The organism is Nocardioides sp., from assembly GCF_050246775.1.
In the GTDB taxonomy this organism is placed as follows: domain Bacteria; phylum Actinomycetota; class Actinomycetes; order Propionibacteriales; family Nocardioidaceae; genus Nocardioides.
The window spans coordinates 1,610,842-1,635,100 of record NZ_JBFWVK010000001.1 but is presented as its reverse complement, the minus strand read 5'-3'; the positions used below and the strand labels follow the sequence as shown (position 1 = coordinate 1,635,100).

The 24,259-nt window shown below is 64.4% G+C and carries 26 protein-coding genes; 20 read left to right on the top strand and 6 right to left on the bottom strand.

Annotated features, from left to right (window positions below; translation table 11 throughout):
- The first annotated feature begins 50 nt into the window (after positions 1-50).
- The 9 genes from AB7I40_RS07785 (at position 51) to AB7I40_RS07745 (ending at position 7,609) form a co-directional block, all read left to right on the top strand.
- Positions 51-452, top strand: a complete 402-nt coding sequence (locus AB7I40_RS07785) for a RidA family protein (RefSeq protein WP_428347591.1) — start codon at positions 51-53, stop codon at positions 450-452.
- Complete coding sequence (locus tag AB7I40_RS07780) at positions 449-1,456, top strand: amidohydrolase family protein (RefSeq protein ID WP_428347590.1); 1,008 nt, start codon at positions 449-451, stop codon at positions 1,454-1,456. The genes AB7I40_RS07785 and AB7I40_RS07780 overlap by 4 nt, the downstream gene beginning before the upstream one ends.
- Positions 1,457-1,531: 75 nt before the next feature.
- On the top strand, positions 1,532-2,101 hold the full coding sequence (locus AB7I40_RS07775) for an isochorismatase family protein (protein WP_428346427.1): 570 nt from the start codon (positions 1,532-1,534) through the stop codon (positions 2,099-2,101).
- Between the two features lie 94 nt (positions 2,102-2,195).
- Positions 2,196-2,561 (top strand): hypothetical protein, encoded by a 366-nt coding sequence (locus AB7I40_RS07770; RefSeq protein ID WP_428346426.1) that lies wholly within the window; start codon positions 2,196-2,198, stop codon positions 2,559-2,561.
- A gap of 230 nt (positions 2,562-2,791) precedes the next feature.
- Positions 2,792-3,472 (top strand): alpha/beta fold hydrolase, encoded by a 681-nt coding sequence (locus tag AB7I40_RS07765; protein WP_428346425.1) that lies wholly within the window; start codon positions 2,792-2,794, stop codon positions 3,470-3,472.
- Between the two features lie 40 nt (positions 3,473-3,512).
- Positions 3,513-4,790: an LLM class flavin-dependent oxidoreductase gene (locus AB7I40_RS07760; protein ID WP_428346424.1), complete on the top strand. Its 1,278-nt coding sequence runs from the start codon at positions 3,513-3,515 to the stop codon at positions 4,788-4,790.
- Between the two features lie 29 nt (positions 4,791-4,819).
- Positions 4,820-5,815, top strand: coding sequence for an alpha/beta hydrolase (locus AB7I40_RS07755; RefSeq protein WP_428346423.1), 996 nt, complete (start codon positions 4,820-4,822; stop codon positions 5,813-5,815).
- Between the two features lie 32 nt (positions 5,816-5,847).
- On the top strand, positions 5,848-6,231 hold the full coding sequence (locus AB7I40_RS07750; protein WP_428346422.1) for a cupin domain-containing protein: 384 nt from the start codon (positions 5,848-5,850) through the stop codon (positions 6,229-6,231).
- A 61-nt stretch (positions 6,232-6,292) separates the two neighbouring features.
- Positions 6,293-7,609, top strand: a complete 1,317-nt coding sequence (locus AB7I40_RS07745; RefSeq protein WP_428346421.1) for an MFS transporter — start codon at positions 6,293-6,295, stop codon at positions 7,607-7,609.
- Between the two features lie 4 nt (positions 7,610-7,613).
- Here AB7I40_RS07745 and AB7I40_RS07740 read toward each other — a convergent pair whose 3' ends face one another.
- Both AB7I40_RS07740 and AB7I40_RS07735 read right to left on the bottom strand, forming a co-directional pair.
- Positions 7,614-8,066 carry a MarR family winged helix-turn-helix transcriptional regulator gene (locus AB7I40_RS07740; RefSeq protein WP_428346420.1) on the bottom strand — a complete coding sequence of 151 codons (453 nt, stop codon included), beginning with the start codon at positions 8,064-8,066 and terminating at the stop codon, positions 7,614-7,616.
- 40 nt (positions 8,067-8,106) lie between these two features.
- A complete protein-coding gene (locus tag AB7I40_RS07735; RefSeq protein ID WP_428346419.1) occupies positions 8,107-9,069 on the bottom strand; it encodes a phytanoyl-CoA dioxygenase family protein in 963 nt (320 codons plus the stop codon).
- A gap of 211 nt (positions 9,070-9,280) precedes the next feature.
- Here AB7I40_RS07735 and AB7I40_RS07730 point away from each other — a divergent pair, with 211 nt between their 5' ends.
- Genes AB7I40_RS07730 through AB7I40_RS07715 form a run of 4 tightly spaced genes read left to right on the top strand, consistent with a single transcriptional unit; the run spans position 9,281 to position 12,784 of the window.
- Entirely contained in the window at positions 9,281-10,213 is a 933-nt protein-coding gene (locus AB7I40_RS07730; RefSeq protein WP_428346418.1) for a transporter substrate-binding domain-containing protein, read from the top strand.
- Between the two features lie 6 nt (positions 10,214-10,219).
- Positions 10,220-11,185, top strand: a complete 966-nt coding sequence (locus AB7I40_RS07725) for an amino acid ABC transporter permease (RefSeq protein ID WP_428346417.1) — start codon at positions 10,220-10,222, stop codon at positions 11,183-11,185.
- Positions 11,182-12,015, top strand: a complete 834-nt coding sequence (locus AB7I40_RS07720) for an amino acid ABC transporter ATP-binding protein (RefSeq protein WP_428346416.1) — start codon at positions 11,182-11,184, stop codon at positions 12,013-12,015. Before AB7I40_RS07725 ends, AB7I40_RS07720 begins: the two co-directional genes overlap by 4 nt.
- Positions 12,016-12,028: 13 nt before the next feature.
- On the top strand, positions 12,029-12,784 hold the full coding sequence (locus AB7I40_RS07715) for an SDR family NAD(P)-dependent oxidoreductase (protein WP_428346415.1): 756 nt from the start codon (positions 12,029-12,031) through the stop codon (positions 12,782-12,784).
- On the opposite strand, the gene AB7I40_RS07710 is transcribed toward AB7I40_RS07715, so the two are convergent.
- The 4 genes from AB7I40_RS07710 to AB7I40_RS07695 form a co-directional block, all read right to left on the bottom strand.
- Entirely contained in the window at positions 12,759-14,132 is a 1,374-nt protein-coding gene (locus AB7I40_RS07710) for an MFS transporter (protein WP_428346414.1), read from the bottom strand. The genes AB7I40_RS07715 and AB7I40_RS07710 overlap by 26 nt on opposite strands.
- A gap of 102 nt (positions 14,133-14,234) precedes the next feature.
- Positions 14,235-14,999, bottom strand: a complete 765-nt coding sequence (locus AB7I40_RS07705; protein ID WP_428346413.1) for a Sua5/YciO/YrdC/YwlC family protein — start codon at positions 14,997-14,999, stop codon at positions 14,235-14,237.
- 133 nt (positions 15,000-15,132) lie between these two features.
- Positions 15,133-16,095: an aldo/keto reductase gene (locus tag AB7I40_RS07700; RefSeq protein WP_428346428.1), complete on the bottom strand. Its 963-nt coding sequence runs from the start codon at positions 16,093-16,095 to the stop codon at positions 15,133-15,135.
- 186 nt (positions 16,096-16,281) lie between these two features.
- Positions 16,282-17,085: an SDR family NAD(P)-dependent oxidoreductase gene (locus AB7I40_RS07695; RefSeq protein ID WP_428346412.1), complete on the bottom strand. Its 804-nt coding sequence runs from the start codon at positions 17,083-17,085 to the stop codon at positions 16,282-16,284.
- Between the two features lie 276 nt (positions 17,086-17,361).
- Here AB7I40_RS07695 and AB7I40_RS07690 point away from each other — a divergent pair, with 276 nt between their 5' ends.
- The 7 genes from AB7I40_RS07690 to AB7I40_RS07660 all read left to right on the top strand — a co-directional run bounded on the left by AB7I40_RS07690 (position 17,362) and on the right by AB7I40_RS07660 (position 24,165).
- Entirely contained in the window at positions 17,362-18,579 is a 1,218-nt protein-coding gene (locus AB7I40_RS07690; protein ID WP_428346411.1) for an amidohydrolase family protein, read from the top strand.
- A 39-nt stretch (positions 18,580-18,618) separates the two neighbouring features.
- Complete coding sequence (locus tag AB7I40_RS07685) at positions 18,619-19,794, top strand: LLM class flavin-dependent oxidoreductase (protein ID WP_428346410.1); 1,176 nt, start codon at positions 18,619-18,621, stop codon at positions 19,792-19,794.
- 65 nt (positions 19,795-19,859) lie between these two features.
- Positions 19,860-21,326 carry an aldehyde dehydrogenase family protein gene (locus tag AB7I40_RS07680; protein WP_428346409.1) on the top strand — a complete coding sequence of 489 codons (1,467 nt, stop codon included), beginning with the start codon at positions 19,860-19,862 and terminating at the stop codon, positions 21,324-21,326.
- A gap of 39 nt (positions 21,327-21,365) precedes the next feature.
- Positions 21,366-21,656 (top strand): hypothetical protein, encoded by a 291-nt coding sequence (locus AB7I40_RS07675; RefSeq protein WP_428346408.1) that lies wholly within the window; start codon positions 21,366-21,368, stop codon positions 21,654-21,656.
- A gap of 84 nt (positions 21,657-21,740) precedes the next feature.
- Entirely contained in the window at positions 21,741-22,487 is a 747-nt protein-coding gene (locus tag AB7I40_RS07670; protein WP_428346407.1) for an RraA family protein, read from the top strand.
- Entirely contained in the window at positions 22,484-23,143 is a 660-nt protein-coding gene (locus tag AB7I40_RS07665) for an RraA family protein (RefSeq protein WP_428346406.1), read from the top strand. The genes AB7I40_RS07670 and AB7I40_RS07665 overlap by 4 nt, the downstream gene beginning before the upstream one ends.
- A gap of 56 nt (positions 23,144-23,199) precedes the next feature.
- Complete coding sequence (locus AB7I40_RS07660) at positions 23,200-24,165, top strand: hypothetical protein (RefSeq protein ID WP_428346405.1); 966 nt, start codon at positions 23,200-23,202, stop codon at positions 24,163-24,165.
- Positions 24,166-24,259: the final 94 nt, after the last annotated feature.

Genomic DNA, 24,259 nt, shown 5'->3' with positions numbered 1-24,259 from the left:
CGCGTTGCCGGGACACCTCGTCGTTCCCGACGACCAGCGAAGGAGATGTCGTGTCCAGACGTCGTGTCATCGAACTGCCCAACATCAGCCATGCAGCACCGATCCCGACGGCCACGGTCATCGGCAACTTCTTGGCGAGTTCGGCGATCTTCGGTGCCGATCAGGCCACAGGGACTCTGCCGCATGAGCCTGAGGTCGAGATCGCCTGCTTGTTCGAGAACGTGAACACGGTTCTCACTCTCGCGGGCGGCAGTCTTGCCGACGTGCTGCGCATGGACGTGTTCGTCCGCGACAACGTGGTCCGCGACCTCATCAACAAGGAATGGATGCTGGCCTTTCCCGACGAGCGCGACCGGCCAGCTCGTCACATCACGGTGATCACGGCACTGCCGGCGCTCGCCCAGATCGAAATGATTGCCGTCCTTCCCGCGGAAGCGAGTGAAAAGCCATGATCATCGACTGCCATGCGCACCTTGTCGCCCCTGATTCGCTCTACTCCTACCGCACCATGCTGCAGGCCGGCGCCGGTCATCTCGACCTGAGCTGGCCGTTGGACGAAGCGGGCCTTGCTGCGTGTGCTGCGAACAACGTGGCGATCATGGACGCTATGGGCACCGACGTGCAGCTCTTGTCACCACGTCCGTTCCAGCAGATGCACTCCGCGAAACCTCCGAGCATCGTGCACAACTGGATCGCGACGAACAATGACGCGATCGCCCACACGGTCTCCCTGCACCCCGATCGCTTCATGGGGGTTGCCGGGCTTCCGCTCTGTGGCGGCGAGCCGGTGGAAAGCGTCTTCGAGGAACTCGACCGAGCCGTCGAGACACTCGGTTTCGTCGGTGTTTCGCTGAATCCGGACCCTTGGGAGGGAAAGGGCTTCACACCCCTTCTGGGAGACGAGTTCTGGTACCCGCTCTATCAGCGCCTGGTGGATCTCGACGTGCCGATCCTGGTGCATTCCGCCGGGTGTGAGAACGGTCGCGAGAGCTATGCCGATCACTTCCTGTCCGAGGAGTCCATCGCCACACTCTCCCTCGCGCGCTCAAGTACCTTCGATGACTTCCCGACTTTGAAGGTGATCATTCCGCATGGGGCGGGCTCGGTTCCTTATCAGATCGGGCGATGGGAGGCGGAGCGTCGACTGCCAGGTCTGGGGGGGTCCCCGGACCTGCCGCCCTTGAGAGATTCCCTGCGCCGCATGTGGTTTGACACGGTCCTGCACCGGCGGGCCTCCCTCGAGCTCCTCATCGACACGGTGGGAGCGGACCGGTTGGTCTTCGGAACGGAGCGCCCGGGAAGCGGCTCATCCGAAGACCCGCTGACCGGCCGCCCGTTCGACGACGTCAAGTCGAATCTGGAAGAGATCTCGCAACTGGATGACGAGCAGCGTCGGGCCATTTTCGAGACCAACCCGCTCGCGGTCTTCCCGAGGGCGGCAATGCGCCTCGCCTAGGTCCCTGTACCGCCACCATGCCCGCATTCGTCAGGGCATCTTCACCGAGAAGGAATGATTGTGACACTAACCACCTTGGACGCTACGCCCGCGCTCGTGGTCATCGATCTGCAGAAGGGACTCCAGAGTGTCGAGGGCAAGCCCCACACGGTCGCGGAGGTCGTCAGCCGGACCGCCGAGCTCGCGACCGCCTTCCGGGACCGCGATTTCCCGGTCGTGCTTGTCAACGTCGCGGGTGGGCCTCCTGGGCGGACCGAGCCGCGTCCACCCGCTGCCGCTCCGTCGGGCGCGACTGCGCCGGCCGCGCCGCCGGCCAACCCTGCTGAGCTGATCGATGAGCTCGGCGCCCAGGAGAGCGACCACCGGATCACGAAGAAGCAGTGGGGGGCATTCCACAACACCGAGCTTCACGGTCTTCTCCAAGATCTCGGGGTCACCCAGGTCTTTGTAGCCGGCATTGCCACCAGCGCCGGTGTGGAGTCCACTGCTCGCTCGGCGCACGATCTCGGATACAACGTCGTGGTTGCCACCGATGCGATGACAGACCGCGATCCGGCCGTCCATGCCAACAGTGTGGAGCGGATCTTCCCGAAGCTGGCTGAGACAGCCACCGCTGCCGAGATCCTCGACAAGCTGTCTGAGTGACGATCAAACCGAAGGCACCCTCGCGGCCCTGCCTGCCCGCGACGCCCCATCCCGACCTACATCAGACGCGGTTCGACACCCAAGGAGCTTTGACGTGGAAATGGTTCGCATCTTTGCCGACGCCGATGGAGAGTCCAGGTTCGAGGACCTCGATCCGGGACTCGGTGACTTCGCGGCACACGGCTTCCAGACGGCGTCCTCCGATCTGTGGCCGGTGAAGGCGGTTCAGTTTCGCACCGTCGTCGAGGACTTCGCGTCCGATTACCACACCGCTGGCCAACGACAGCTCGTGATCAACCTGTCGGGGACCTCGGAGATCGAGGTGAGCAGCGGCGAGAGGCGGACCATCGGGCCGGGGGTCGTCCTCGTTGTGGAGGACACGACCGGGCGGGGACACAAGGCCGCCAAGACGACCGGAGAGCCTTTGCACATGATCCTCGTGCACCTGGGCGAGGCGTGACCGGAGGCGTGCAGCGCGGATCCGTAGCTGTGCACGAGCGAAGTCATTGACATGGCGAGGGTGGAGAAATACTATGCCTATAGAATATAGGCGATGGAAGGAGTCCCGTGCATCGGTTACAACTGGAGAACGCTGACCACCGAGTAGTCACCGTTGCCGACCTGGACATCCACGTCTCGACGCTCGGGTCCGGACCACTTCTCGTCGTCCTTCATCGGTCCTCGGGACGAGTGGGCAGTGAGCCGTTCCTGGAGGCCTTGGCCGAGCACTTCACCGTCGTTGCCCCAGACCTTCCCGGGTACGGGTTGTCCGATAGGCCGGTATGGGCGCGGTCGCCACGGGATCTTGCTTTCTTGATGCTCCGGGTGCTTGACCGCGTGGCCGATGAGCCTGTCCATCTCTTCGGCGCGGGCTTCGGAGGGTGGATCGCCGCCGAGATGGCGGTGCTTGCTCCGAATCGATTCTCCGCGCTCACGCTCCTCGGGCCGGCGGGGCTCCAGCCGCGGACCGGCGAGATACTCGACCAGATGGACCTGGAGTTCCAGATGTACATCCGGACGTGCTTCTCGAGCGACGAGGCCTTCGACAAGTACTTCGCATCGGGGGTCTCAGATGAGTACGTCGACGGCTGGGACTACGGGCGAGAGATGACGGCCCGGGTGACGTGGAAACCATGGATGTTCAGTCGTCAGCTCCCGCAGATGCTGATCGAGTTCACCGCCCCCGCGCTCGTCCTTCGAGGACAGCACGATCGCGTGATCCCCGCTGACTGCGCCGTTCGCTATGCAGAGCTGCTGCCGGGTGCGGAGCTCAGGGAGCTTGCCGGAGCCGGGCACATTGTCGAGCTGGAGTCACCTGAGGCGCTCGTCGCCGAGATCCTGCGTCACCCCGCGGCTGTCTCGCAGGCCTGAAGAAGCTAGCCGGCCTGAGCGACACGAAAAGGAGCACATTATGTTCATCGGCTACTTCACTGAGCGGCCGTACCAGCGTCGAGACCGACCGTGGTACGGCGGCATGGTCCAGGACCTGCAGATCAGCAACAGTGAGTATGACCCAGTGCTAGGCGCTCAGCTCTACAACCGATACCTGGACGAGAAGGCACACGCCGAGGATGTGGGGTTCGACGGCCTCATCTTGAACGAGCACCACTCGACTCCCTTCTGCATGGGTGGTGTCCTCAATGTCGAGGCGGCGATCCTCGCGCGCATGACCAGCAAGGCCAAGATCGTGCTGATGGGGAACGTCCTGCCCATCTGGGACGATCCGCTGTGGCTGGCCGAACAGCTCGCCGAGATCGACATGATCTCCAACGGCCGCCTGGTCACGGGCTGGGTGCGTGGCACCGGACGTGAGAGCTTCGCCCACAATGCGCAGCCGGCCTACAACTGGGAGCGATTCCAAGAGGCCCATGACTTCATCCTCAAGGCTTGGACCGACCCCGGGCCGTTCCGGTGGGAGGGCGAGCACTACGACTATCGCTACGTCAATCCATGGATGAGGCCGCTGCAGTCGCCACACCCGCCGATCTGGATCCCCGGCGTCTACAGCAAGAACACGGTGGAGTGGGCCGCTCGGCACCGTTATCCGTACTTCATGCTGTCGACCGCCCTCGAGGCGACGCGACAGTCCTTCGAGTTCTACTCCAGCGTTGCCGAGGACGAGGGTTTCGAGGCGGGCCCGGAGCATCGGGGCTACCTGTTCAAGGTGCATGTGGACGAGACCGAAGAGCTCGCCTACGAGACCGGGCGCAAGTATCTGGAAGGCCCAGGGAACTTGTTCCTCGAGGGAAGCCCCTCGCTGGCAAACCGCGCCGTCCAACAGTTGCCTGGTCTGGTCTCGCGAAACCATGTGCTTCCGACTGGCAAGGTCGCGCACGTTGCTGCTGCCCGGGGCCGGGCAGTCGGGCCGGCCCCCAAGCAGCTGACTGGTGCGGCTCGCAGGGCTGCGATCACCGCAACGTACGAGAAGCAACTGGCCGAGCACACGATCATCAGCGGCACTCCGGACGTGGTCATCAAGAAGGTGCGCCACGTCATGGAGACCTTGCGGCCGGGCTCCATCGGCTTCTGGGACGGAGATGGCGACATGACGCACGACGACGCCACACGCAGCTTGCGGTTGATGGGATCCGAGGTACTTCCCGCGGTCCATGAGATCGCGAGGGAGCTCGGCCTCTCGAGTCCGTTCGAAGTCGACCCGAACACCGCGAATCTCGCCGTGAGCGAGTAGCCTGCGTGGGTCATCGGATGGACTCCCCCGTGGCTGTCCACAGATCGGTGCTCGGCCTGGGCCTCATCGAGGAGAGCGAGCGATTCGTCGCGGACCTGTTGGCGAAGCCGGCGGTGCCCATCTACCGACGAGACGTTCAGTCCTATCGAGAAGCGACGCTGCAGGCGGGCCGCGCCACGGCTCGCGCCGATGTCGCCGTGACGCAGCGCTCAGTCTCAACGGGCGGCCGGACTGTCGGGATCAGGCAGTTCCTACCCTCCGAGGGTCCACGAGCGGGCTACCTCTACTTCCACGGCGGAGGTTGGGTCTTCGGGTCCGCGTCGATGCTCGATGCGGAGCTGGCCGAGCTCTGCCACGAGCTGGGGATCGCGATCTTCAGCGTCGACTACCGGTTGGCACCGGAGCATCCTTTTCCGGCTGCGTTGGAAGATGCAGAGACGGCCGCGCTCTGGCTGATCCATGAAGGTCGCGGGGAGCTCGGCCTGGGCCGCGTGGCCATCGGCGGGGCGTCTGCGGGCGCGCACCTGGCTGCGGTCGCATTGCAGCGCCTGGCCGCGGTAGGTGAACAGGACGCCTTCTGTGCTGCGAACCTGGACTACGGGATCTTCGACCTGTCGATGACGCCCAGTCAACGTCGGGGCGCGGACACTCCCCGCCTGACACGTGCAGACCTGGAGTGGTACTACGACAAGGTCATGCCCGGTTCGGACGCGGAAGGCCGACGCGCCCCTGCCGTCTCACCTTTGTACGGAGACCTCGGTGGCATGCCGCCTGCGCGGTTCACCGTAGGAACGCTGGACCCATTGCTGGATGACAGCACCTTCATGGCTGAGCGGTGGAGTGCTGCCGGGTCGGCGGCGACACTCGAGATCTACGCCGCCGCCACCCACGGATTCTCGCGACAGCAGAGCGGTCTAGGTGCCCTGGCGACGCAGCGGGAGGCCGCGTTCCTGGCTCCCCATCTCGGCACGACCATCGACGTACGCCGGACACCGACGCAGCAACAGGAAGTGAGTTCGAGATGAAGGTCAATCGAGGGCGTGCAGGCTCCCCATCGGTGCAACGGACAGAGACCGTCACCGGGGAGATGTGGGGCGAGCCCCTGTACATGGGCGAGGACGTCGTGGTCCACAGCGTTGTGTTCACGCCTGGCTCCCGTACACACTGGCACCGTCACGAAGGGCTCCAGGTGCTGCTGGTCACGTGCGGGGTGGGCTTCGTGCAGACAGCCTCCGGTGAGACCGCGGAGGTGGCGACCGGCGACATCGTGTACTGCCCGCCGGGTGAGGAACACTGGCACGGCGCAGCACAGAACAGCCTCATGCAGCACACGACGTTCACCTTGGGCAAGACCGATTGGTTCAAGCCCGTGGATGACGAGCAGTACGTCGAAGCCCACCGTGCGGGCCACGGAGCGTCGAAGAGCGTGCGGGGCTCATGAAGGCCTATAGCGCGGTGTAGGCTGGCCAACTAGTTAGCATGGCGTACTAATTTAGGAGCCGTTGCTGGGCGCTCGGGAGGGGGTTAGTGACATCAAACGCCACCTGGACAGCACGTTCCTCGCACTGAGGTACCGGGACTACCGGCTCTTCGCCGCCGGCCAAGCGATCTCTGTCTGCGGGACCTGGATGCAGAAGGTCGCGCAGTCCTGGCTCGTATTGGAACTGACCGATTCCGGTCTGATGCTCGGGGTTACGGTCGCCTTCCAGACAATGCCGACGTTGCTGTTCACCGCCTTCGGGGGGTCGCTGGCCGACCGTTTCGATCGCCGGCGGATCCTCCTGGCTACTGGCGTCCTGGGCATGCTGCCTGCGCTGGCGCTAGGTGTCGTGGTGCGTCTTGACGCGGTCGTCTTGTGGATGGTTCTGGCCGCCGCTCTCTTCCAAGGCCTGGTCGATGCGCTTGAGAGGCCAGCGCGCATGACCTTGGTCAATGACATCGTGGTTCCTCGGGTCCTCCCCAACGCGGTCACGCTGAACAACGTCATCCAGAACGCAGGCAAGTTGGTCGGCCCGGCGATCGCGGGAGTACTCATCGCGACGTTGGGACTGGCACCGGCCTTCTTCACCAACGCCGCGTCGTACGTCGCCGTGGTCATCGGGCTGTTCCTGATCCGCCCTGCCTACGTGGAGGAGCGGGCGGTCGGATCGCGTGGGAGCGTGCGCGAGACGTTGAAGTACGTCTCAGGACGCCCCGAACTCGCCGCCAGCCTCACCATGCTCGCTGTCATCGGAGTGTTCGGCTACAACTTCCAGGTGCTCGCGCCCATCCTGATCCGTGACGTGTTCGCCGGCGGAGCCACGGCAGTCGGCCTCGCGTTCACATTGATGGGTCTCGGCGGCGTTGTAGGAGGGCTGGCCTTCGCCGGCCGAATCAGGGGGAGTGCCTGGAGCCAGCTGGCGACAGCCGGCCTGTTCTGTGTTGCCCTGATCCTGACGGCGCTCGCGCCAACGCTGTGGCTCGCCTTCGGGGCGCTCTTCATCATGGGTGCGGCCAACGTCGTCTTCTCCTCGGCCTCGGGCGCCTATCTCCAACTCACCTCCGACCGCCACATGCGCGGGCGAACGATGGCCCTCTACATCGTCGCGCTCGCTGGCTCGAGCACCATCGGCGGGCCGCTGCAGGGCTTCATCGCCGAGGTGACCAGCGCCCGGGTCGCGTTGCTGGTGGCCGCGACAGTCACCGCGCTCGCGTGTGCGGTCATGTACCGCCATCTTCGGGCCCGACAAGCCGGCACCTTGACTGCGAAGCGGTCTGGTCCGCAGGAGGACGACAGCGGCGTCGCAGCCCCGGATACAGGAAGCATCGACATCATCTGAGGCGTCAATGGTGGGGAGACACCAGCGCCTGCAATGCCGGAAGTGCGCGGACCAGAGCGTCGCGCTGTTGGTCGGACAGCTGTGCGACCTCGCCGGCGAGGTAGGCGCTCGCGCACTCGCGCGACTGGGCCAACAGCCGATGACCGTTGTCGGTGATCTCGACCAGCAGCGATCTGCCATCGGTGGGATCGACCTCGCGCGCAACGTAACCCATGGCCTCGAGGTTCGCCACCAGTCGAGTCACCGACGACTTGTTGATGAGCTCGTGGCGTGCCAACTCACCGACTCGAATCGCGCCGGACCGACGAAGCGTCGCCAGCGCTGACATCTGAGACAGCGTCAGCTCAGTCCCCGAGTAGCGACGGATCCGGCGGTTCAGCAGCAGGCTGATCTCCTGCAACGCCTCGAGCTCGGCAGTTCCCACCGGTGACGCTGTGGACTTCGGCGGCCCGCTCATTGCTGCACTCTAGACGGTACGACTGAGCGTTCTGCGATGTTCAGGACGGGTGGCCAGCCGCTCGGGTTCCCGACGTCAGAGCCGCTGCGCCGCCCTGAGGTCGGCGGACGAGCGTCGCCCGGCCGTCTTCGTGGGCGACGATGGCTGGCTTGCCGAGGTAGTCGGTGATCTCGGCAGGCGCGGTTTGGCGCGCGTTCTCCCCGCGGACGATGGTTGCTTCGTCATGCAACAGGCACACCTCTGTCCCGTCCTGCGTTCGCAGCGTGAGCGACGTTGCCGTGATCCTCACGACGATGCCGATAGCCGGCGGAGGCGTGGATGCCGGAAGCACCCGGATATCAATCGACAGGCGCAGCCTGTCGCTGCTGTTCGGCAGACCTCGATGGGGGGTCATCTGGTCGATGACCAGAACGTCACCCGGACGGTAGGTGGCACGAGCCCATGAGTCCGCCGGCAGGCTGCCGGAGGGGATGTAGGGGTGTGGCAGCCCCGGGATCGGGTGGAGATGGCCGCGGGTGTGTTGGCCGACCGCGATCTCGATGCCACCCAGTTCCGGCGTGATCTCGACCAGCGGGATCCAGAACACCGAGAAGCCCATGTTGTTGCTCCCGACGCCGTCCTGGTGGATGCCCACCGGGACGGCTTTGCCTGGCCACGTGAAGTGGTACTCGTTGATCGGCAGCAGGAAGGGCTCCTCATCAAGCAGCTGCCTGATGAGGTTCTGCAAGCTCGGGCGAGCAAACAGCCACGGCGCCATGCCCATGGCATGGAGGTCCTCAGGTTGTGACACGAGTCCGGGTGGAGCGTAGCCCGACCAGATCGTCGACGCTGGCGACGAGACCAAGCCCTGGGCGTGGCACCAGGAAAGCAGGTCACCGCGGACACGGGTGACGTCGGCGGCATCGATCACATTGCGCAGGAAGAGGTATCCGTCCTGCGTCAACCGATCGTGCAGCCGCCCAGGGTCGCCCAGCAGGTCGTTGGCGGCTCTCAGGTCGTGCACGGTTCTCCTCGGTCGGTGCCGGCCCGAACGTTGCTCGGTTCCTGACGATGGCGTCGCAGTGCACGTTACTCAAGCGCAGAGGGAGCGGCAATAGGCTGTAATCCATAAGAAGAGTGCTGAACACCTCTTGCGTGCGAGGTCAAACATTGACTATCGTGACGGCTCTCACATCGAATATAGGCTATGAAGTGTAAGCGATGCCGACAACCGGGTGGGGCGTCAATTCAGAGATGAGGATCAAGTGAACAGATTCGTCAGCCGGGTGCCACTCGCCATCGTGACTGTCGTGGCCGTTGCACTCACCACTGCAGCCTGCGGTTCGAGTGGAGACGCGAGCTCACCGGACACGTCCACCGCGGACAACGCTGCCTACGCAGCAGCTCGCGATGCGCTGCCCGCCAGGATCAAGGACGCAGGAGTCCTTCGTTTCGTCGGCGCCTCGAACCCACCCTTCCGGATCATCAGCGGTTCGACCGTCGAGGGGGCCGACGCCGAGATGGCGGTAGCCATTGGTGAGGTGCTCGGCGTCAAGACATCCTTCGATGTCAGTAGCGACGGCGACTCGGCACGCACGGGGATCCTTGCCGATCGCTATGACGTCTACATGGGCCCGTCGCTGCTCGACGCGGAGCGGCACGAGCAGTTCGACGGCGTCACCACTGCAAGTCTGGGCGCGGCTCTGGTGGTCAAGAAGGACAACGCGGAGATCGAGTCTGACGAGGACCTGTGCGGCAGGAAGCTGGCGGAGGTGACTGGCAGTTCCTTCTCGGAGAAGTTCGTGGCACTGTCCGATACGTGCGAGGCGGACGGCATGGAGCCGATCGACATCATCCAGCTGGGCGACCCGCAGACGGTCATCCTCGCGGTGCTCTCGGGCCGGGTCGACGCGGGCACGACGACAAACACGGCCGCGGCCGATGCGACGAGGACTGACGAGAGCCTGAAGGTCGTCCACCCCACGACGCCGGGAATCAGTGAAACCGTCGAGGCCGGCCTGCTGACGCTGCCCGATACGAGTGAAGCGCTGTTCGAGGCGTACAAGGTCTTGATCGAAAACGGGACGTACAACAGCATCATGGAGAAGTGGAACATGAAGGACGCCGAGATCGAGGAACCCAAGCTCAACGATGTGGCGGAGGAGTAGGGAGCCGTGATCGGATCTCCAACAGCATCAGGTCTCGCGGAGGCCCCGAAAGGAGCCTCCGCGATCAACCTGCCCCACGAAGATGTCGCTCAGGCACGTGCCAGAAAGAAGCCGTGGCGGTGGTTGTTCACGGCCCTTCTCGCCATCATGGCGCTGCACTTCCTGGACTTCCTGCTGACGAACGAGAACCTCCAATGGAGTGTGGTTGGCGACTATCTGTTCGACGCCCAAGTGCTCGACGGTGTCGCCAACACCCTTCGGATCTGGGCGATCGTCACTGTGCTGTCCACGGTCTTCGGCGCGGTCATCTGCTCACTGCAGATGAGCACCTATGCGCCGGCGCGCTGGGTATCGAAGTCGTATGTCGCGGTCTTCTTGGCGATTCCGCCGTTGGTTCAGCTCATCTTCTGGTTCAACATCGCCTACCTGGTCCCGGAGCTCTCGATCGGGCTCCCGTTCGGTCCGTCATTCAACGGATGGGACACGAACGCGGTTGTGGATCCGTTTGCGGCTGCCATCGTCGGCCTGACGATCGTGGAGTCGGCGTACATCGCTGAGATCATTCGCGGCGCGATGCTCAGCGTCCCGCAGGGACAGCGCGATGCAGCCAAAGCCGTCGGCTTCGGTTCGCGTACGACCTACTTCCGAGTGGTCCTGCCCCAGGCGCTGCGCGCGATCATCCCCCCGTGGGGAACCAAGGTGGTGAGCATCGTCAAGGCGACGTCGCTGGTGAGCATCATCGGCCAGACCGACCTGTTGCGTGCTGTGCAGGACATTTACAACCGCAACTACCTCACCGTGCCGCTGCTCATCGTGGCGATCATCTGGTACCTCGTCATCGTCTCCGTGCTGACGACGCTCCGCAACATGCTCGAGCGCCGTTATTCGCGCGGCTTTCAGCCAGGCGCCCCGGTCGGGAAGCGTTCTGGTCGAAGGTCGCGCACGTCGAAAGTTGAGGTTGAGGTCCTGTGAGTCCTTCCATCACTGAGGCGGCCACCGAACCGAGTGCGTCGTCGGCGCCGTCGGGTGACGGGTCTGAGGTCCTTCGGCTGTGCAATGTGCGCAAGTCCTACGGGTCAGTGGAGGTCCTCAAAGACGTGTCGCTGACCGTCCATGACCGCGAGGTGGTCGCGATCATGGGCTCCTCGGGGTCAGGGAAGTCGACGCTCGTCAGGTGCGTGGATCAACTGCATCCCATCGACGGTGGCTCCATGTACCTCGACGGGCAGCTGCTCGGATATCAGAGAAGCAAGGGGGTGCTCCGCCCCCTCAAGACCAAGGACATCGTCAAGCAGCGCCGTCGCATGGGCATGGTCTTCCAGGACTTCAATCTGTTCCCGCACCTCACCGCCAGGCAGAACGTGACCGAAGTTCTCATTCGTGCTCACGGGCGCTCGACGCAGGATGCCGAGGAGCGCGCGGATCAGGTGCTGGAGCGCGTCGGTCTGGGCCACCTGGCTGACCGATACCCGATGCAGCTGTCCGGCGGTCAGCAGCAACGGGTAGCGATCGCTCGCTCGATGGCCCATTCTCCCCGGATCGTTCTGATGGACGAGCCGACCAGTGCGCTCGACCCTGAGCTGGTCGGCGAGGTGCTGGATACGATCCAGGATCTCGCACAGGTGGGTCGAACCATGGTCATCGTGACGCACGAGCTCCGGTTCGCCCGCGACGCGGCCGATCGTTGTGTCTTCATGGAGGACGGTCGTGTTGCGGAGGTCGCCCCACCTGATCAGTTCTTCGGTGATCCACAGTGCTCCGGGCTGAAGCAGTTCCTGTCGCACCTGTCCAAGCATGAGTAGAGGAACGTCGACGATGACGCCCAGCACGAGTGAGCCCACCGTCGCCATGGTCGTGGGCGGCGGCCGCAACATCGGTCGACAGATCGCCTTGACCCTGGCCGAGCATGGCCATGCGGTTGCCGTGGTCGTGCGCGAACGGCTCGACGAGGCCGAGCAGGTGGTGGCGGAGATCCGCGGTTCGGGGGGCGCTGCCGCCGCGTACGCCGCCGACGTGGCGAGCTCGGCCGAGATCGGCCGGGCTGTGCAGGCGACGGTTGACGACTTCGGTCGCATCGACGTTCTCGTCAACTGCGCTGCGATCCGCACCTATGTCTCCCTCCTGGATCTGACGGACGAGAGCTGGGAGCGTGCGCTGGGCGTCAATCTGAGCGGTCCGCTGTACGCCGCCAGAGCCGCGTTGCCGCACATGGTCAGACAAGGTGGCGGGGCCGTCATCAACATCTCCGGTCTGGCTGCGCTCATGGGTGGCAGCAATCTGGGCATTTGCATGGCGACCACCAAGGCAGGTCTGCACGGGCTAGCGCACTCCATCGCGTCGGAGTTCGGACCACATGGGGTGAGGGCGAACTCGGTGATTCTCTCCCGTATCGAGAACGCAGCCGACGAAGTGAGCCCGGAGCGCCTACAACTGGAACTGAGCGGCATCCCTCTGCGTCGGATCGGCACCATGCATGAAGTGGCGGACCTGTGCGCCTATCTTGCGTCCCCGTCCTCCAGCTACCTCACGGGCCAATCCATCCACCTCAACGGTGGCAAGTACATGGCGTGACGCGGGGGCCAGTCACCGCCCCGGTCACAAGCTGTCGGTCCGCCACGACGAGGACGAGGCCCAACGAGCTGACTATCACCATGCAGATGGCAATCACCTCGAGATGGTGGTCGCTGACGCCCGTGTGGAAGGCAACCGAGATGATCCCGGAAGACGCGATCGCGCCGATGTAGCCGAAGGTCCGGAGGAGCCCCGCCGCGGTGGCGATCTGCCCGGATGCGATCTGGGTGTAGAGCGCAGTCTGGTTCGCGCTGATGGTCGTGCCGAGTGCGAGGCCGAAGACGAGCGTGATGATGAGGATCCACTCGAGGGGCGTGCTCGACGAGAGAGCAAGCACGCCGAGAGAGCCCACGAAGGTGCTGACCGCCGCGACGATGAGTGGGCTACGGACGAGATTGCGTCGCGAGATCGGCCAAGCGACCAGCGCTGAGAGAACGCTCATGGGCAGCAGCATCAGGCCAGCCTCCTGCGGGGACATGCCTCGCCCGGCCTGAAGCCACTGAGTGACGCCGTACAGGACGGTGTACGCGCACAATGAGGTGAGCGCGTAGCGCAGATAGGTGCGAGTCAGGGCGAGGTTCGTCACCAGCAGACGAGTGTCCAAGAACGGTTCCGATGCCCGCAGCTCCCACCATCCGAGCAGGCCCGCTGATGTGACCGCAAGGCCGAGGGCGATCCAGTTCGTGGCGGGCAGGGTCATCAGGAAGACCAGGGTGGCGGAGATCGTGCCGGCGAAGAGCGCCATGCCGAGCGGGTCGATCCGCCTGGCCGTTGCCCATATTGATCCCGAGTGCTTTCTCGGGGCGTCCGGCGGGATCCATGCCAGGGCGGTCACCAGAGCCAAGAGCGCACACGGGACGTTGATCAAGAATGTGCTTTGCCAACCCCAGGCGTGGACCAGCACTCCGCCCACGGGCAGACCGACGGCCGCGGTCCCCGCCCCAGCGATGACCAGGCCGCCAAGCACGCCCCCGGGGGGTGCTTCCAGCCCGAGGTCCTGGGCCCGACGGCGCACGAGCAGCATCGCCGCGGGGTAGCACGCGGAACTTCCGACCCCGATCAGCACGCGGGCGACGACCAGGGCTGCAAGATCCTGCCCGGACGCACCCACCGACCCGCCGAGGATGACGGTCGCCGTCCCAGCAAGGAAGATGCGTCGTGGCCCAAACTCCACGGCCAGCTTGCCGCCCACCGGCTGCGCTATGGAACTTGCCAGATAGAGGGCAGACACGAGAATCGCTGTTCGTCCGACCGACACACCGATCTGACTGGCAATGGGTACGAGCGCGGTTGCGATCATCGAGCTGTTGATCGCGTTCAGCGAGGTCCCGACATAGAGGGGAGTCACGAAACGTCGAGAGAATGCGGGATGGTGCGAAGCACGTCGGGTCGCCATCACAGGCTCTCAGCCCATCGGTCGCTCAGCGGCACCGCCGCGCCCCGGGTACGGCTAGTCGGCGTCGACCAGCGCGAACTCGTCGACATGCCCGCCGGGGGAGACCTCGCGACCCGGGTCCGGCGGCAGATCGATGCCGAAGTGACGCTTCATCACCCAGGCAATGCTGTCGAATGCGCGTCCCCAGCGGACCAGCTGCATGGTGTCGAAGTTGAACTGCGTGGACGTGGTGCTGCTGTAGCCGTCCTGCGGACCGTAGTCGATGACGAGATCCGCTGCAGCGAGGACCTCGGGCTCGATGTCCTCGACCCGCGCCTTGGGGCCCGCTCCGGATGCGTTGCAGGACGACGCGAACACGGGAAAGAGAGTGCCCTCCTCCGCCCGCGCGTTGACCGCGTTCAGGAAGAAGCCGCCCATGTTGACGCCTGAGGTGATCGTGCCGTTGGCGGTGCACAGTTTGAGCGCGTCCGCATCCAGCTGCTGGATGAGGGGATGATCGGCACGAAACCTCGCGATGACATGGATCGGAAGGTTGTAGGTCTCGGTGATGCAGGTGATCATTGCCCGCTTTGTGTCATCGAGGATGTGGACTTCTCGCTCGCCGCGGTTGCCCATCATCAGGCCGAGTCGTTTGTGCGCGGGCCGGCCCTTGATCTCGTTGATCCGGGCCCCGCCCTCCTTGGTGCCGGGTCCGGCGATCGTGTAACCACCTGCTGCGGGACAGATGACCACACCTCCGTGCGACAACACCTCCCACATGGCCTGGACATCAGCGGCGAGGTCGGGGCAACTGATGGTCGTGTGATGTTCGTCTGGCATGCGCACTTCTCCGTTCGGAGGAATTTGAGGATGGGGGCTCACAGAGGGGAGAGACACCCTCTGGCCATGGTTACAGGCTATAGACAACAGGAGGGTCGCACAAGGTGCAGCGAGGTGGGGAGTGGTGAGGGCCTCAACGGCGGTTGACGCGCGCCCCAAGGATCGCTTTGGACACTCCGTCAAGGCGCTCGAGATCAGCCATGGTCAGCTCGATATCGGCGGCTTGCGCGTTGCTCTCAACCTCCTGCACGGTCCGAGCGCCCGGGATGGGGACGACCCACGGGCGCTGCGCGAGCAGCCAGGCCAGCGCGACCTGGGCCGGCGTCGACTCCTTCTCGGAGGCGATCTCGCGCAGTGGGTCCAGTTTGGAAGCGTTCGCCTGCAGCAGCTCGGGGCCAACGCGCGGGAAGTAGCTCGTCTTGCGGATATCGGTGTCGTCCAGAGCAGCAGTGTCCAGCTGTCCCGTCAGCAGGCCGCGCGAAAGGGGGGAGAACGCCATGAACCCGACTCCCAGTTCGGCGCACACGCCGAGCACTTCTTCCTCGACGCCGCGCTCAGCCAAGGAGTACTCGCTCTGCAGCACTGAGACGGGGTGTACGGCGTGGGCACGTCGGAGGGCATCGGGCGTGGCATCGGACATCCCGATGTAGCGAACCTTTCCTTCAGCGACGAGCTCGGCCAAGGTGCCGATCGACTCCTCGATCGGCACCTTCGGGTCGACCCTGTGCTGCAGATAGAGATCGATCGTCTCGAGGCCCATTCGTCGCAGGCTCGCGTCACACGCCTGCCGAATATAGGCCGGACTTCCGTCGTACCGGGCCGGGACGCCGTCCTTCGCTGGGATGACTCCGAACTTCGTGATGACCTGGTAACGGTCGCGATCCGCGCGGACGGCCTTGCCCACGAGCACTTCGTTGGCACCGTCGCCGTAGACATCGCTGGTGTCCAGGAAGCTGACGCCGAGCTCGGCGGCTCGGCTGATGGTTCGCAGGCTCTCGGAGTCGTCCGATCGACCGTAAAGACCCGACATGCCCAGGCACCCCAGTCCGATGGCGGAGCCAACAAGTCCGCTCGTGCCCAATGCCCTTGACTTCATAAACGTCTCCCGTCTGCGTGCTGAATGCTTGCGTTGTGTCTGTCGCCAGTGCACTCGCGCCCTCCGGGGCGGGGAGACTCCGGGCGCGTACCGATGAGGGGTTGTCCCGTTCCCGATACGCGCCCAGAGCTGGCGGTCAGACGTTCGCCGTAAGTGGTGGAGGCGTGGACACGCCACGCTTGGGGGTTAGCCGCCGGCAGGTCCCCCGCCGGCAGCCACCCAGCCGCCGTCCACCGGAATGATGGCTCCGGTGATGTACGAGGAGTCCTCGGAGGCCAGGAACAGTGCGGCGGTCGCGATCTCCGACGGTTGACCGACTCGACCGAGCGGATTGTTGCTCGGACGCTTCAAGCGCGGATCGTCCGCAGCCCGCTCCTGGTCTCCGCGGGCGAAGTCCATCCGGCCGCGTGCCAAAGGCGTGTCGATCCTTCCGGGGGCGATGCTGTTGACCCGGATGTTGTCGCCGCCGTAGTTGCCGGCGACAGTCGTCGTGAGGTGCATGAGTGCCGCCTTGGACGCGCCGTAGGCACCGTTGTTCCCACGGTTGCCGAAGAGACCGAAGACCGAACCGATGTTGATGATGGTTCCGCCGCCACGCTCGATCATGACCGGAATGGTGTGCCGCATGAAGAGCCACGGTCCGAGGAAGTTGACGTCGAACTGGCGGGTCACGCGATCGAGGGGCACTTCTGGCAGAGGCTCGAAGTCCGCCCCGATTCCCGCGATGTTGCCCAGGATGTCAACGCCGCCGAACTCTCGAACAGCCGTGGTGACGACGGCTCCGACCTGGTCGTCCTGGGTGACATCACAGACAACCGTACGAAACGAGTCAGCTGGGAGATGGGCGGTGACCTCTGTCATCCCGGCCTCGTTGACGTCGGCCAGGACAACCTTGGCGCCTTCTTCAATGAACAGCGCCGTGATGGCAGCCCCTTGGCCACTGCCTGCGCCGGTGACGATCGCCACCTTCCCTGCGAGTTTGCCAGCCATAGTCGTCCTCTCTTAGTGGCACGAGCTCTTAAGGCCCGTACTCGTGGTTCACAAGGTCCGGAGACGGGGATATTTGCATGCCCCATGCGGACGGGGATATTCCATACGGGCGACCTCAGCGAGCCCCTCATAGACTATAGCCTGTCGAAGAGTGGCAGGGAAGGCCGCGGTTGGGGTACGCCGTGAGCGTGAACTAGCTCAACGCAGGGGCTTGACGCACAAATCCCGAGGATCTAGCCTGCTATTAACTATAGCCTGCAGGAAGCGGATGATGTCATGGGTTTCATCGACTGCGACACACATGTGCTCGAGAACGAGGACACGTGGTCGTACCTCGCAAAGAATGAGCTCCAGTACAAACCCGTCAAGGTTCAGATGCCGGCGGCGCCCCCCGGGGCTGTCAAGCGGGCTCCTGCGCCGCCAGTGTCCATCTGGCTGATGGGGGACACGTGGGTCACGGCTGCTCCGCTCGATGGCAACATGCGCAACAACGCGAACAAGTATCTCGACGGTGTCGCTGACCTGACCAACCTCGGCGGGCGGATCGAGGACATGGACAGCCTCGGCATCGATGTTCAGCTTCTGCTGTCCACCTTCTATCTAGGGGCCGAACTGGACAACCCCGCAGCGGAGGTCGCGCTCGCGCGCAGCTACAACAGGTGGATGGCAGATCACGTCCGGCCGGAGTATCGCGCTCGCCTCCCATGGGCGGTCCGGGCCCCGATGCGGAGCATCCCCGAGGCCATCAAGGAGCTGAACTTCGGCAAGGAGAACGGCGCGGCCGGCATCCAGGTTCGTGGCCTCGAGCACGCCATGTATCTCACCGACTCGTTCTTCGAGCCGCTGTGGCAGCATGTCAACGATCTCGAGATGGGCGTGTTCGTTCACCTCGGCGAGGCAACCCGACGCATCGATGGCCAGTCCCTTGGACGGACGATCGCGAACCCCGCATCCATGATGAGGCAGCTGTTCCCGTTGATGGCTGGGTTCCATGCGGTGATCGCCTCGGACTTCGAGAAGCGCTACCCGAACATCCGGTGGGGATTCCTGGAAGGCGGTTCGTCCTGGATCCCGACGGTCCTGCAGATGGACACGCGGCTGCGTGCCAGCGCGGACGAGTTCCTGCGACACCGTCCGCTCAGCCACGACGCCTTGGAGGAGAAGCAGGTCTTCATCGCCGTCGAGACCGACGATGCGCTGGACCATCTCAGTGCAGCGGTCGGCGAGAATATCCTGGTCGTCGGAACGGACTACGGCCACAACGATCGGGGCACCGAGCTCGGCGCGCACAGCGTCATCCAAGCCCGCGAGGACGTGGACGCCGGCCTTGCCAAGAAGATCGTCGACAGCAGTGGTCGGCGACTCCTCGGCATCAAGGAGGACTTCACGCCGGCACCCGCACCGTCGGGACTCGGCAAGGTCCCCCACGTCCAAGGCGCATCGACCCCCGACGGCAAACCGATCCTTGTCCACAAGATTGTCAGTCGGGTTTGAGGCGACGTACACCGATGGTCAGATGAGAGCTGGGAGCACATGAGGCACGGCATATTTCTGCCACCGTTCCACACACTTCAACAGAATGCCACGCTTGGACTGCAGCGCGACTTCGAGCTGCTCCAGATCATGGATGCGTTGGGCTTCGACGAGGCCTGGATCGGTGAGCACCATTCAGGCGGCTGGGAACCGATCTCGTCCCCCGAGATCTTCATCGCCGGTGCAGTCGAGCGCACCCGACGACTCGAGTTCGGCACCGGGGTCATCTCGCTTCCGTACCACAACCCCTTCAACGTCGCGAACCGCATCGTGCAGCTGGATCACCAGACGCGAGGCCGGGTGAAGTTCGGGTTCGGACCGGGACTCCTGGCCTCCGACGCACACATGCTGGGCGTGGAACCCGAGCAGACGCGTCACCGGATGGCCGAGGCGGTGGATGTCATCGTGCGTCTGCTGCGCGGTGAGGTCGTGACGGAGAAGACCGAGTGGTACAACCTCCAGGAGGCGCGACTCCACCTCCTCCCGTTCACGCGGCCTTACCCCGAACTTGCGGTAGCGAGCGTGCTCACCCCGTCCGGCGCGCAGCTGGCCGGCAAGTACGACACGTCGATGTTGTGCATGGCCGCAGGCGAGGATGCCGGGTTCAAGGTCCTCGACACGAACTGGGCAATCGCGGAGAAGGTTGCTGCTGAGCACGGTCGCACCATGGATCGCTCACGCGTCCGCATCGTCATGGGCATGCACCTGGCCGACACCGTGGAGAAGGCGCGAGAGAACGTCCGCTTCGCCTTGCGCCCGTTCATCGACTACGTGAACAACAACCTTCCGCGCCATACCGTCCCCGAAGGCCAGGACATCGTGGACTGGGCCGTCGAGAACAAAGTCGGCGGCGCAGTGATCGGGACACCGGACATGGTCATCGAGCGCATCGAGCAGGTGCAGGAGAAGATGGGCGGAGTCGGCACGGTCCTGATCAACGCCTTCAACTGGGCAGACCACCACGAGACGATCCGGTCGATGGAGCTCTATGCGGACTACGTGATCCCGCACTTCGAGAATCAGAAGCAGGCGCGTCAGGACTCCTACGACTGGATCACCGAGCACCGCACCGGCTTCTCGGAGAAGAGAGTGCGCGCCGTCGAGCAGGCCATCGCCAGTGGACGCCCCGAGTCTGCAGGGGAAGGCGACGGGAAGCCGCACTTCCAACAGCTCTAGGTCCGCTGCGTCGGGCGGTCGATTTCGAAAGGGAGATCATCATTTCCAGCACTGTGGAGCACTCATTGGACGCCCCGTTTCTGGACGGTAGGCCGAAACGGCTGCTGATCGGGGGCGAATGGGTTGCGGCCAGTTCAGGAAGGACGTTTGACAGCATCAATCCCTCAACGGGCAAGGTCATCGGCGAGATAGCCGATGCGGAGGTCGCCGACGTCGACGCGGCAGTCGCGGCAGCGCGGCGCGCCTTCGAGGGCCCTTGGAGCAGGTTCACTCCTCAGGACCGCCAGAACATCCTGCTGAAGCTCGCAGACATCATCGAGCAGAACATCGACGATCTCAGACTGTTGGACGTCCTCGACATGGGGGCGCCCATCCGGCGTACCAGGCGGTCGAATCGGGTGGTGGAGACGCTTCGGTACTTCGCCGGCTGGGCCACGAAGCTCCACGGCGAGACCGTCCCGAACTCACTACCCGGATCGGTGTTCAGCTACACCCTGAAGGAACCGGTCGGCGTATGTGCCAGCATCATCGCCTGGAACGGTCCTCTGGGAGCGACGCTGTCGAAGATCGCACCAGTGCTGGCCACGGGGTGCACCACCGTCGTCAAGCCCGCTCCGGAGGCATCGCTCACGGCGCTGAGGGTCGGGGAACTGATCCAGGAGCTGGGGCTGCCTCCCGGTGTCGTCAACATCGTCACCGGTGGCGGCAATGTCGGTGCGGCTCTTGCTGAGCATCCTGACGTGGACAAGGTTGCGTTCACCGGTTCATCGGCCACAGGGCAGAAGATCGTCCGCGCGGCCGCAGGCAATCTCAAGCGCGTATCGCTCGAGCTCGGCGGAAAGTCGCCGCACGTCATCTTCGCCGACGCCAATCTCGAGGCTGCACTGCCAGTGGCGAGCAACGCAGTGTTCGGGAACTCCGGTCAGGTCTGTTACGCGGGGACGCGCGTCTTCGTCGAGCGCCCGGTCTACGAGGAATTCGTGTCTCGGATGTCTGACATCGCCAATTCGCTGGTGGTCGGGAACAGCGTGGACGAGGCGACCGACATCGGCCCGGTTGTCTCCCAGGCACAGTTGGACCGGGTCACTGGCTACCTCGAGATCGGACGCAAGGAGGGGGTGCGGACCGCTGCTGGCGGGAGCCGAGCGATCGAGGGCGATCTCGCCCACGGCTACTTCGTGGCACCGACCGTGTTCGCCGACGTCAGGGATGAGATGCGTGTGGCGCAGGAGGAGATCTTCGGACCCGTCGCCTCGGTGCTTCCCTTCGACAGCTTCGACGAAGTGAGTAGGCGTGCCAACTTGACGGCGTTCGGACTGGGTGGCGGCGTCTGGACCCGCGACATCGGAAGAGCGCATGCCCTGGCAGCCTCCATCAAGACCGGCATGGTGTGGATCAACTCCTACGGACTCGGGGACCCCGCCATGCCCCATGGTGGGACGAAGATGAGTGGCTGGGGCAGCGAGTACAGCATCCATGGACTCGACGAGTACCTCGACGTCAAGGCCGTGTGGATCCGAACCGATGTGTGAGGGCTCGTCCGCGCGGGAACCGCGGTCATGATCATCGTCGTGAGCGCGCCCGAGTCGGATGTCAGGCTCGATGATCCGGACGACTTCACACGATTCGACGTACACATCTCTGGCGTCGACCAGGTCGGAGCTCAGGTGGCCCTGGCCGGCGTGGCCGAGTTGCAGGGGGTGCACGCCCTGGTGGACCCCGACGGTCTCTTTCAGCTTCCCGGTGCCCGTCCTCATGACGACCTGTGGCTGAAGCAGTTCGACGACATGGTGACCCTCGCACGCTCACATGGGTGGGTGGACGTAGCTGGACGGATACGCGCGCACATCGTCTGGGTGTGAAGGCCGGCTAAGAGAACCTTGACACGTGTTCGATGTAGTTTATAGGCTATCAAATCCAAGACCTGAGATCGTGAGGAGTCCGTCGTGGCAGAGCGACCGCCTTCGCTGACTGACCCGAAGTCGTCGTCAGTGAAGGGAGGCGAGGACGTGTCGGGGCTGGTTGAGCGCGCCTCCAGGTTGAGCACGTCCGGCTTGTCAGATGCTCTGGACAAGCTGGGCATTCCGGGCCAGATCGCCGGCCTCCGACCCATCAGTCCCCACCACTTCTTCTGCGGCGAGGCGTTCACGGTTCGCTACCGGCCGGTGAGTTCCACCGGGGAGAACGTCGGCGACTACATCGACGACGTGCCTACGGGGTGGGTCGTCGCGATCGACAACCAAGGCTCGCCCGAGTGCACGGTGTGGGGCGACATCCTCACCGAAACGGCATCGGCTCGAGGCATCGCGGGCACGGTGGTGGACGGAACGTCTCGGGATTCAGCCGCGTCTGTGGATGCGGGGTATCCCATCTTCTCGCGAAGCACCTGGATGCGCACCGGCAAGGACAGGGTCACTGTCGAAGGCATCAACGTTCCTATCGTCCTGGGTGGGGTCAACGTCGAACCCGGCGATCTCCTCGTGGGTGACCTGGATGGAGTCGTTGCCATCCCCCGCGCCAGCCTTGCCCAGGTTGTCGAAGTCGCCGAGGCCATCGAAGGTGTCGAAGAACAGATCAGAGCCGCGGTGAGGGCTGGCCAGCGTCTGGATCACGCACGGGCGACCTACGGATATCACGGGTTGCAGCGGGCATCTGGCCGCGGCGTCACAGCGACCGGAAGCCAGGGATCATGACCACCACCAACAACCCGGTGTTCGGCGGCGACTCGCCACAGGCCGCGTTGGACGTCGATGGCCTGCTGAGATACGGCACGGCAACGCTGCACGAGGCAGCGGAGGTCAACAGTGTCCTGCCCCCAGCGATCAGGCCCGTCGTACCAGGCGTCGGCGTGTGTGGACCGGCCTTCACCGTCGAGACGGGCGCTGGAGACAACCTGTGGATCCACCGGGCCCTCTATCGAGCGCCTGCCGGCTCCGTGCTTGTCGTGTCCTGCAACGGTGTCTACGAGTACGGGTACTGGGGCGAGATCCTGTCGACGGCTGCGAAGGAGTGCGGTCTCGCAGGTGTCGTCATCGACGGCTTTGTCCGCGACTCCGTACCCCTGGCGGAGGTTGGGTTCCCGGTCTTCGCTCGCGGGCTGTGTGTCCGGGGCACGACGAAGCGGCCCGGCGCTCGTGCGGGAGTCGGAATGCCTCTGAACTTCGGAGGCATCGTCGTCCGCCCCGGAGACATCATCGTGGGCGACGCGGACGGAGTCATCAGCCTGCCCCCCGAGTCGTATGCCGGCCTACTCGATCGAGCAGCGGAACGCATCTCGAAAGAGCAATTGATCATGGAGCAGTTGCGCAGGGGCGAACGCTCCGTCGACCTGCTGGGCCTGGAACCGTAGTGCTGCTCCACCGTCCAAGAGTCCTTGGGTGGATCTATACGTGAAGGAGGCCCAACGTGGCCGAGATTGTGTTCGGGTTCGGGACGTCGCACAGCTCACAGTTGAGCCTGCCTTCGGCGGACTGGCCGGAGCAGGCTGAGCTGGACAGGTCCAGGACGCCCTGGGACGAGCTCATGCGCACAGCTCCTGAGTCCAGAAGGGCCGAACTGCTGCCCGACGTACAAGAAGAGCGGCACTCGCGGGCCCAGCAGGCACTGCGGACCCTGTCTGAGACGGTCGAGAAGTTTCGACCCGATGTGCTCGTCGTCGTCGGTGACGATCAAGACGAGCTGTTTCCGTTCGACGAGTTGGTGCCGACAATTGCGTTCACCCTGACGACCGGCCTTTACGACCGACCCGTCGACCTGAGCAAGCTCCCGGCGATCCGGCGCAAGACCATGTGGGCCATGCACGGTGACGAAGAGGAGCTCTATCCAGTCGACGTCGGGCTCTCCGAGCACATCGCCACCGAGGTGTCAGCCAGCGGGATCGACGTGGCTGTGCTTCGGACCCAACCCGCGACACGCAGCCTTGGTCACGCCTGGACCTTCATTCGCCGCCGCATTCTCGGCACAGACAACCTCCCCATGGTTCCCGTGTTCCTCAACACCTACTTCGCGCCGAACAGGCCTACGCCGGCCCGCTGCGTGACCCTTGGCGAGGCCATCGCAGACGCGATCAGGAGCTTTCCTGGAGATCTCCGGGTGGGGCTTGTCGCCTCTGGCGGGCTGAGTCACTTCGTGATCGATGAAGAGCTGGACCGACGCATCCTGGAAGCGTTCAAGAGCGGTGATACTGCCGCCACGGCCAGTGAGCCGCCGGACCTGTTCGACTCCGGCACCTCGGAGATCCTCAACTGGATCACCGTAGGGTCCGCCCTGCGCACCTTCGAGTTCGACCTGATCGACTATCTCCCCGCCTACCGGTCCATGGCCGGGACCGGATGCGGCTTCGCCTTCGGAGTGTGGAGTCCGCGAACCTGAGCCGCGGACAGGCTCATGGCCACCCACGCGCCAGCGTCAGACCCTGCTCGCCCACCATCTGTTCTGTCAACTATGGATGGTAGTATGTAGGCCA

Bases quoted from the DNA above. Each gene is read 5' to 3' on its own strand.
- AB7I40_RS07740 (WP_428346420.1), bottom strand. From the start codon at position 8,066: ATGAGCGGGCCGCCGAAGTCCACAGCGTCACCGGTGGGAACTGCCGAG.
- AB7I40_RS07665 (WP_428346406.1), top strand. From the start codon at position 22,484: ATGACCACCACCAACAACCCGGTGTTCGGCGGCGACTCGCCACAGGCC.
- AB7I40_RS07695 (WP_428346412.1), bottom strand. From the start codon at position 17,085: ATGGCTGGCAAACTCGCAGGGAAGGTGGCGATCGTCACCGGCGCAGGC.
- AB7I40_RS07715 (WP_428346415.1), top strand. From the start codon at position 12,029: ATGACGCCCAGCACGAGTGAGCCCACCGTCGCCATGGTCGTGGGCGGC.
- AB7I40_RS07700 (WP_428346428.1), bottom strand. From the start codon at position 16,095: ATGAAGTCAAGGGCATTGGGCACGAGCGGACTTGTTGGCTCCGCCATC.
- AB7I40_RS07685 (WP_428346410.1), top strand. From the start codon at position 18,619: ATGAGGCACGGCATATTTCTGCCACCGTTCCACACACTTCAACAGAAT.
- AB7I40_RS07780 (WP_428347590.1), top strand. From the start codon at position 449: ATGATCATCGACTGCCATGCGCACCTTGTCGCCCCTGATTCGCTCTAC.
- AB7I40_RS07705 (WP_428346413.1), bottom strand. From the start codon at position 14,999: ATGCCAGACGAACATCACACGACCATCAGTTGCCCCGACCTCGCCGCT.
- AB7I40_RS07760 (WP_428346424.1), top strand. From the start codon at position 3,513: ATGTTCATCGGCTACTTCACTGAGCGGCCGTACCAGCGTCGAGACCGA.
- AB7I40_RS07690 (WP_428346411.1), top strand. From the start codon at position 17,362: ATGGGTTTCATCGACTGCGACACACATGTGCTCGAGAACGAGGACACG.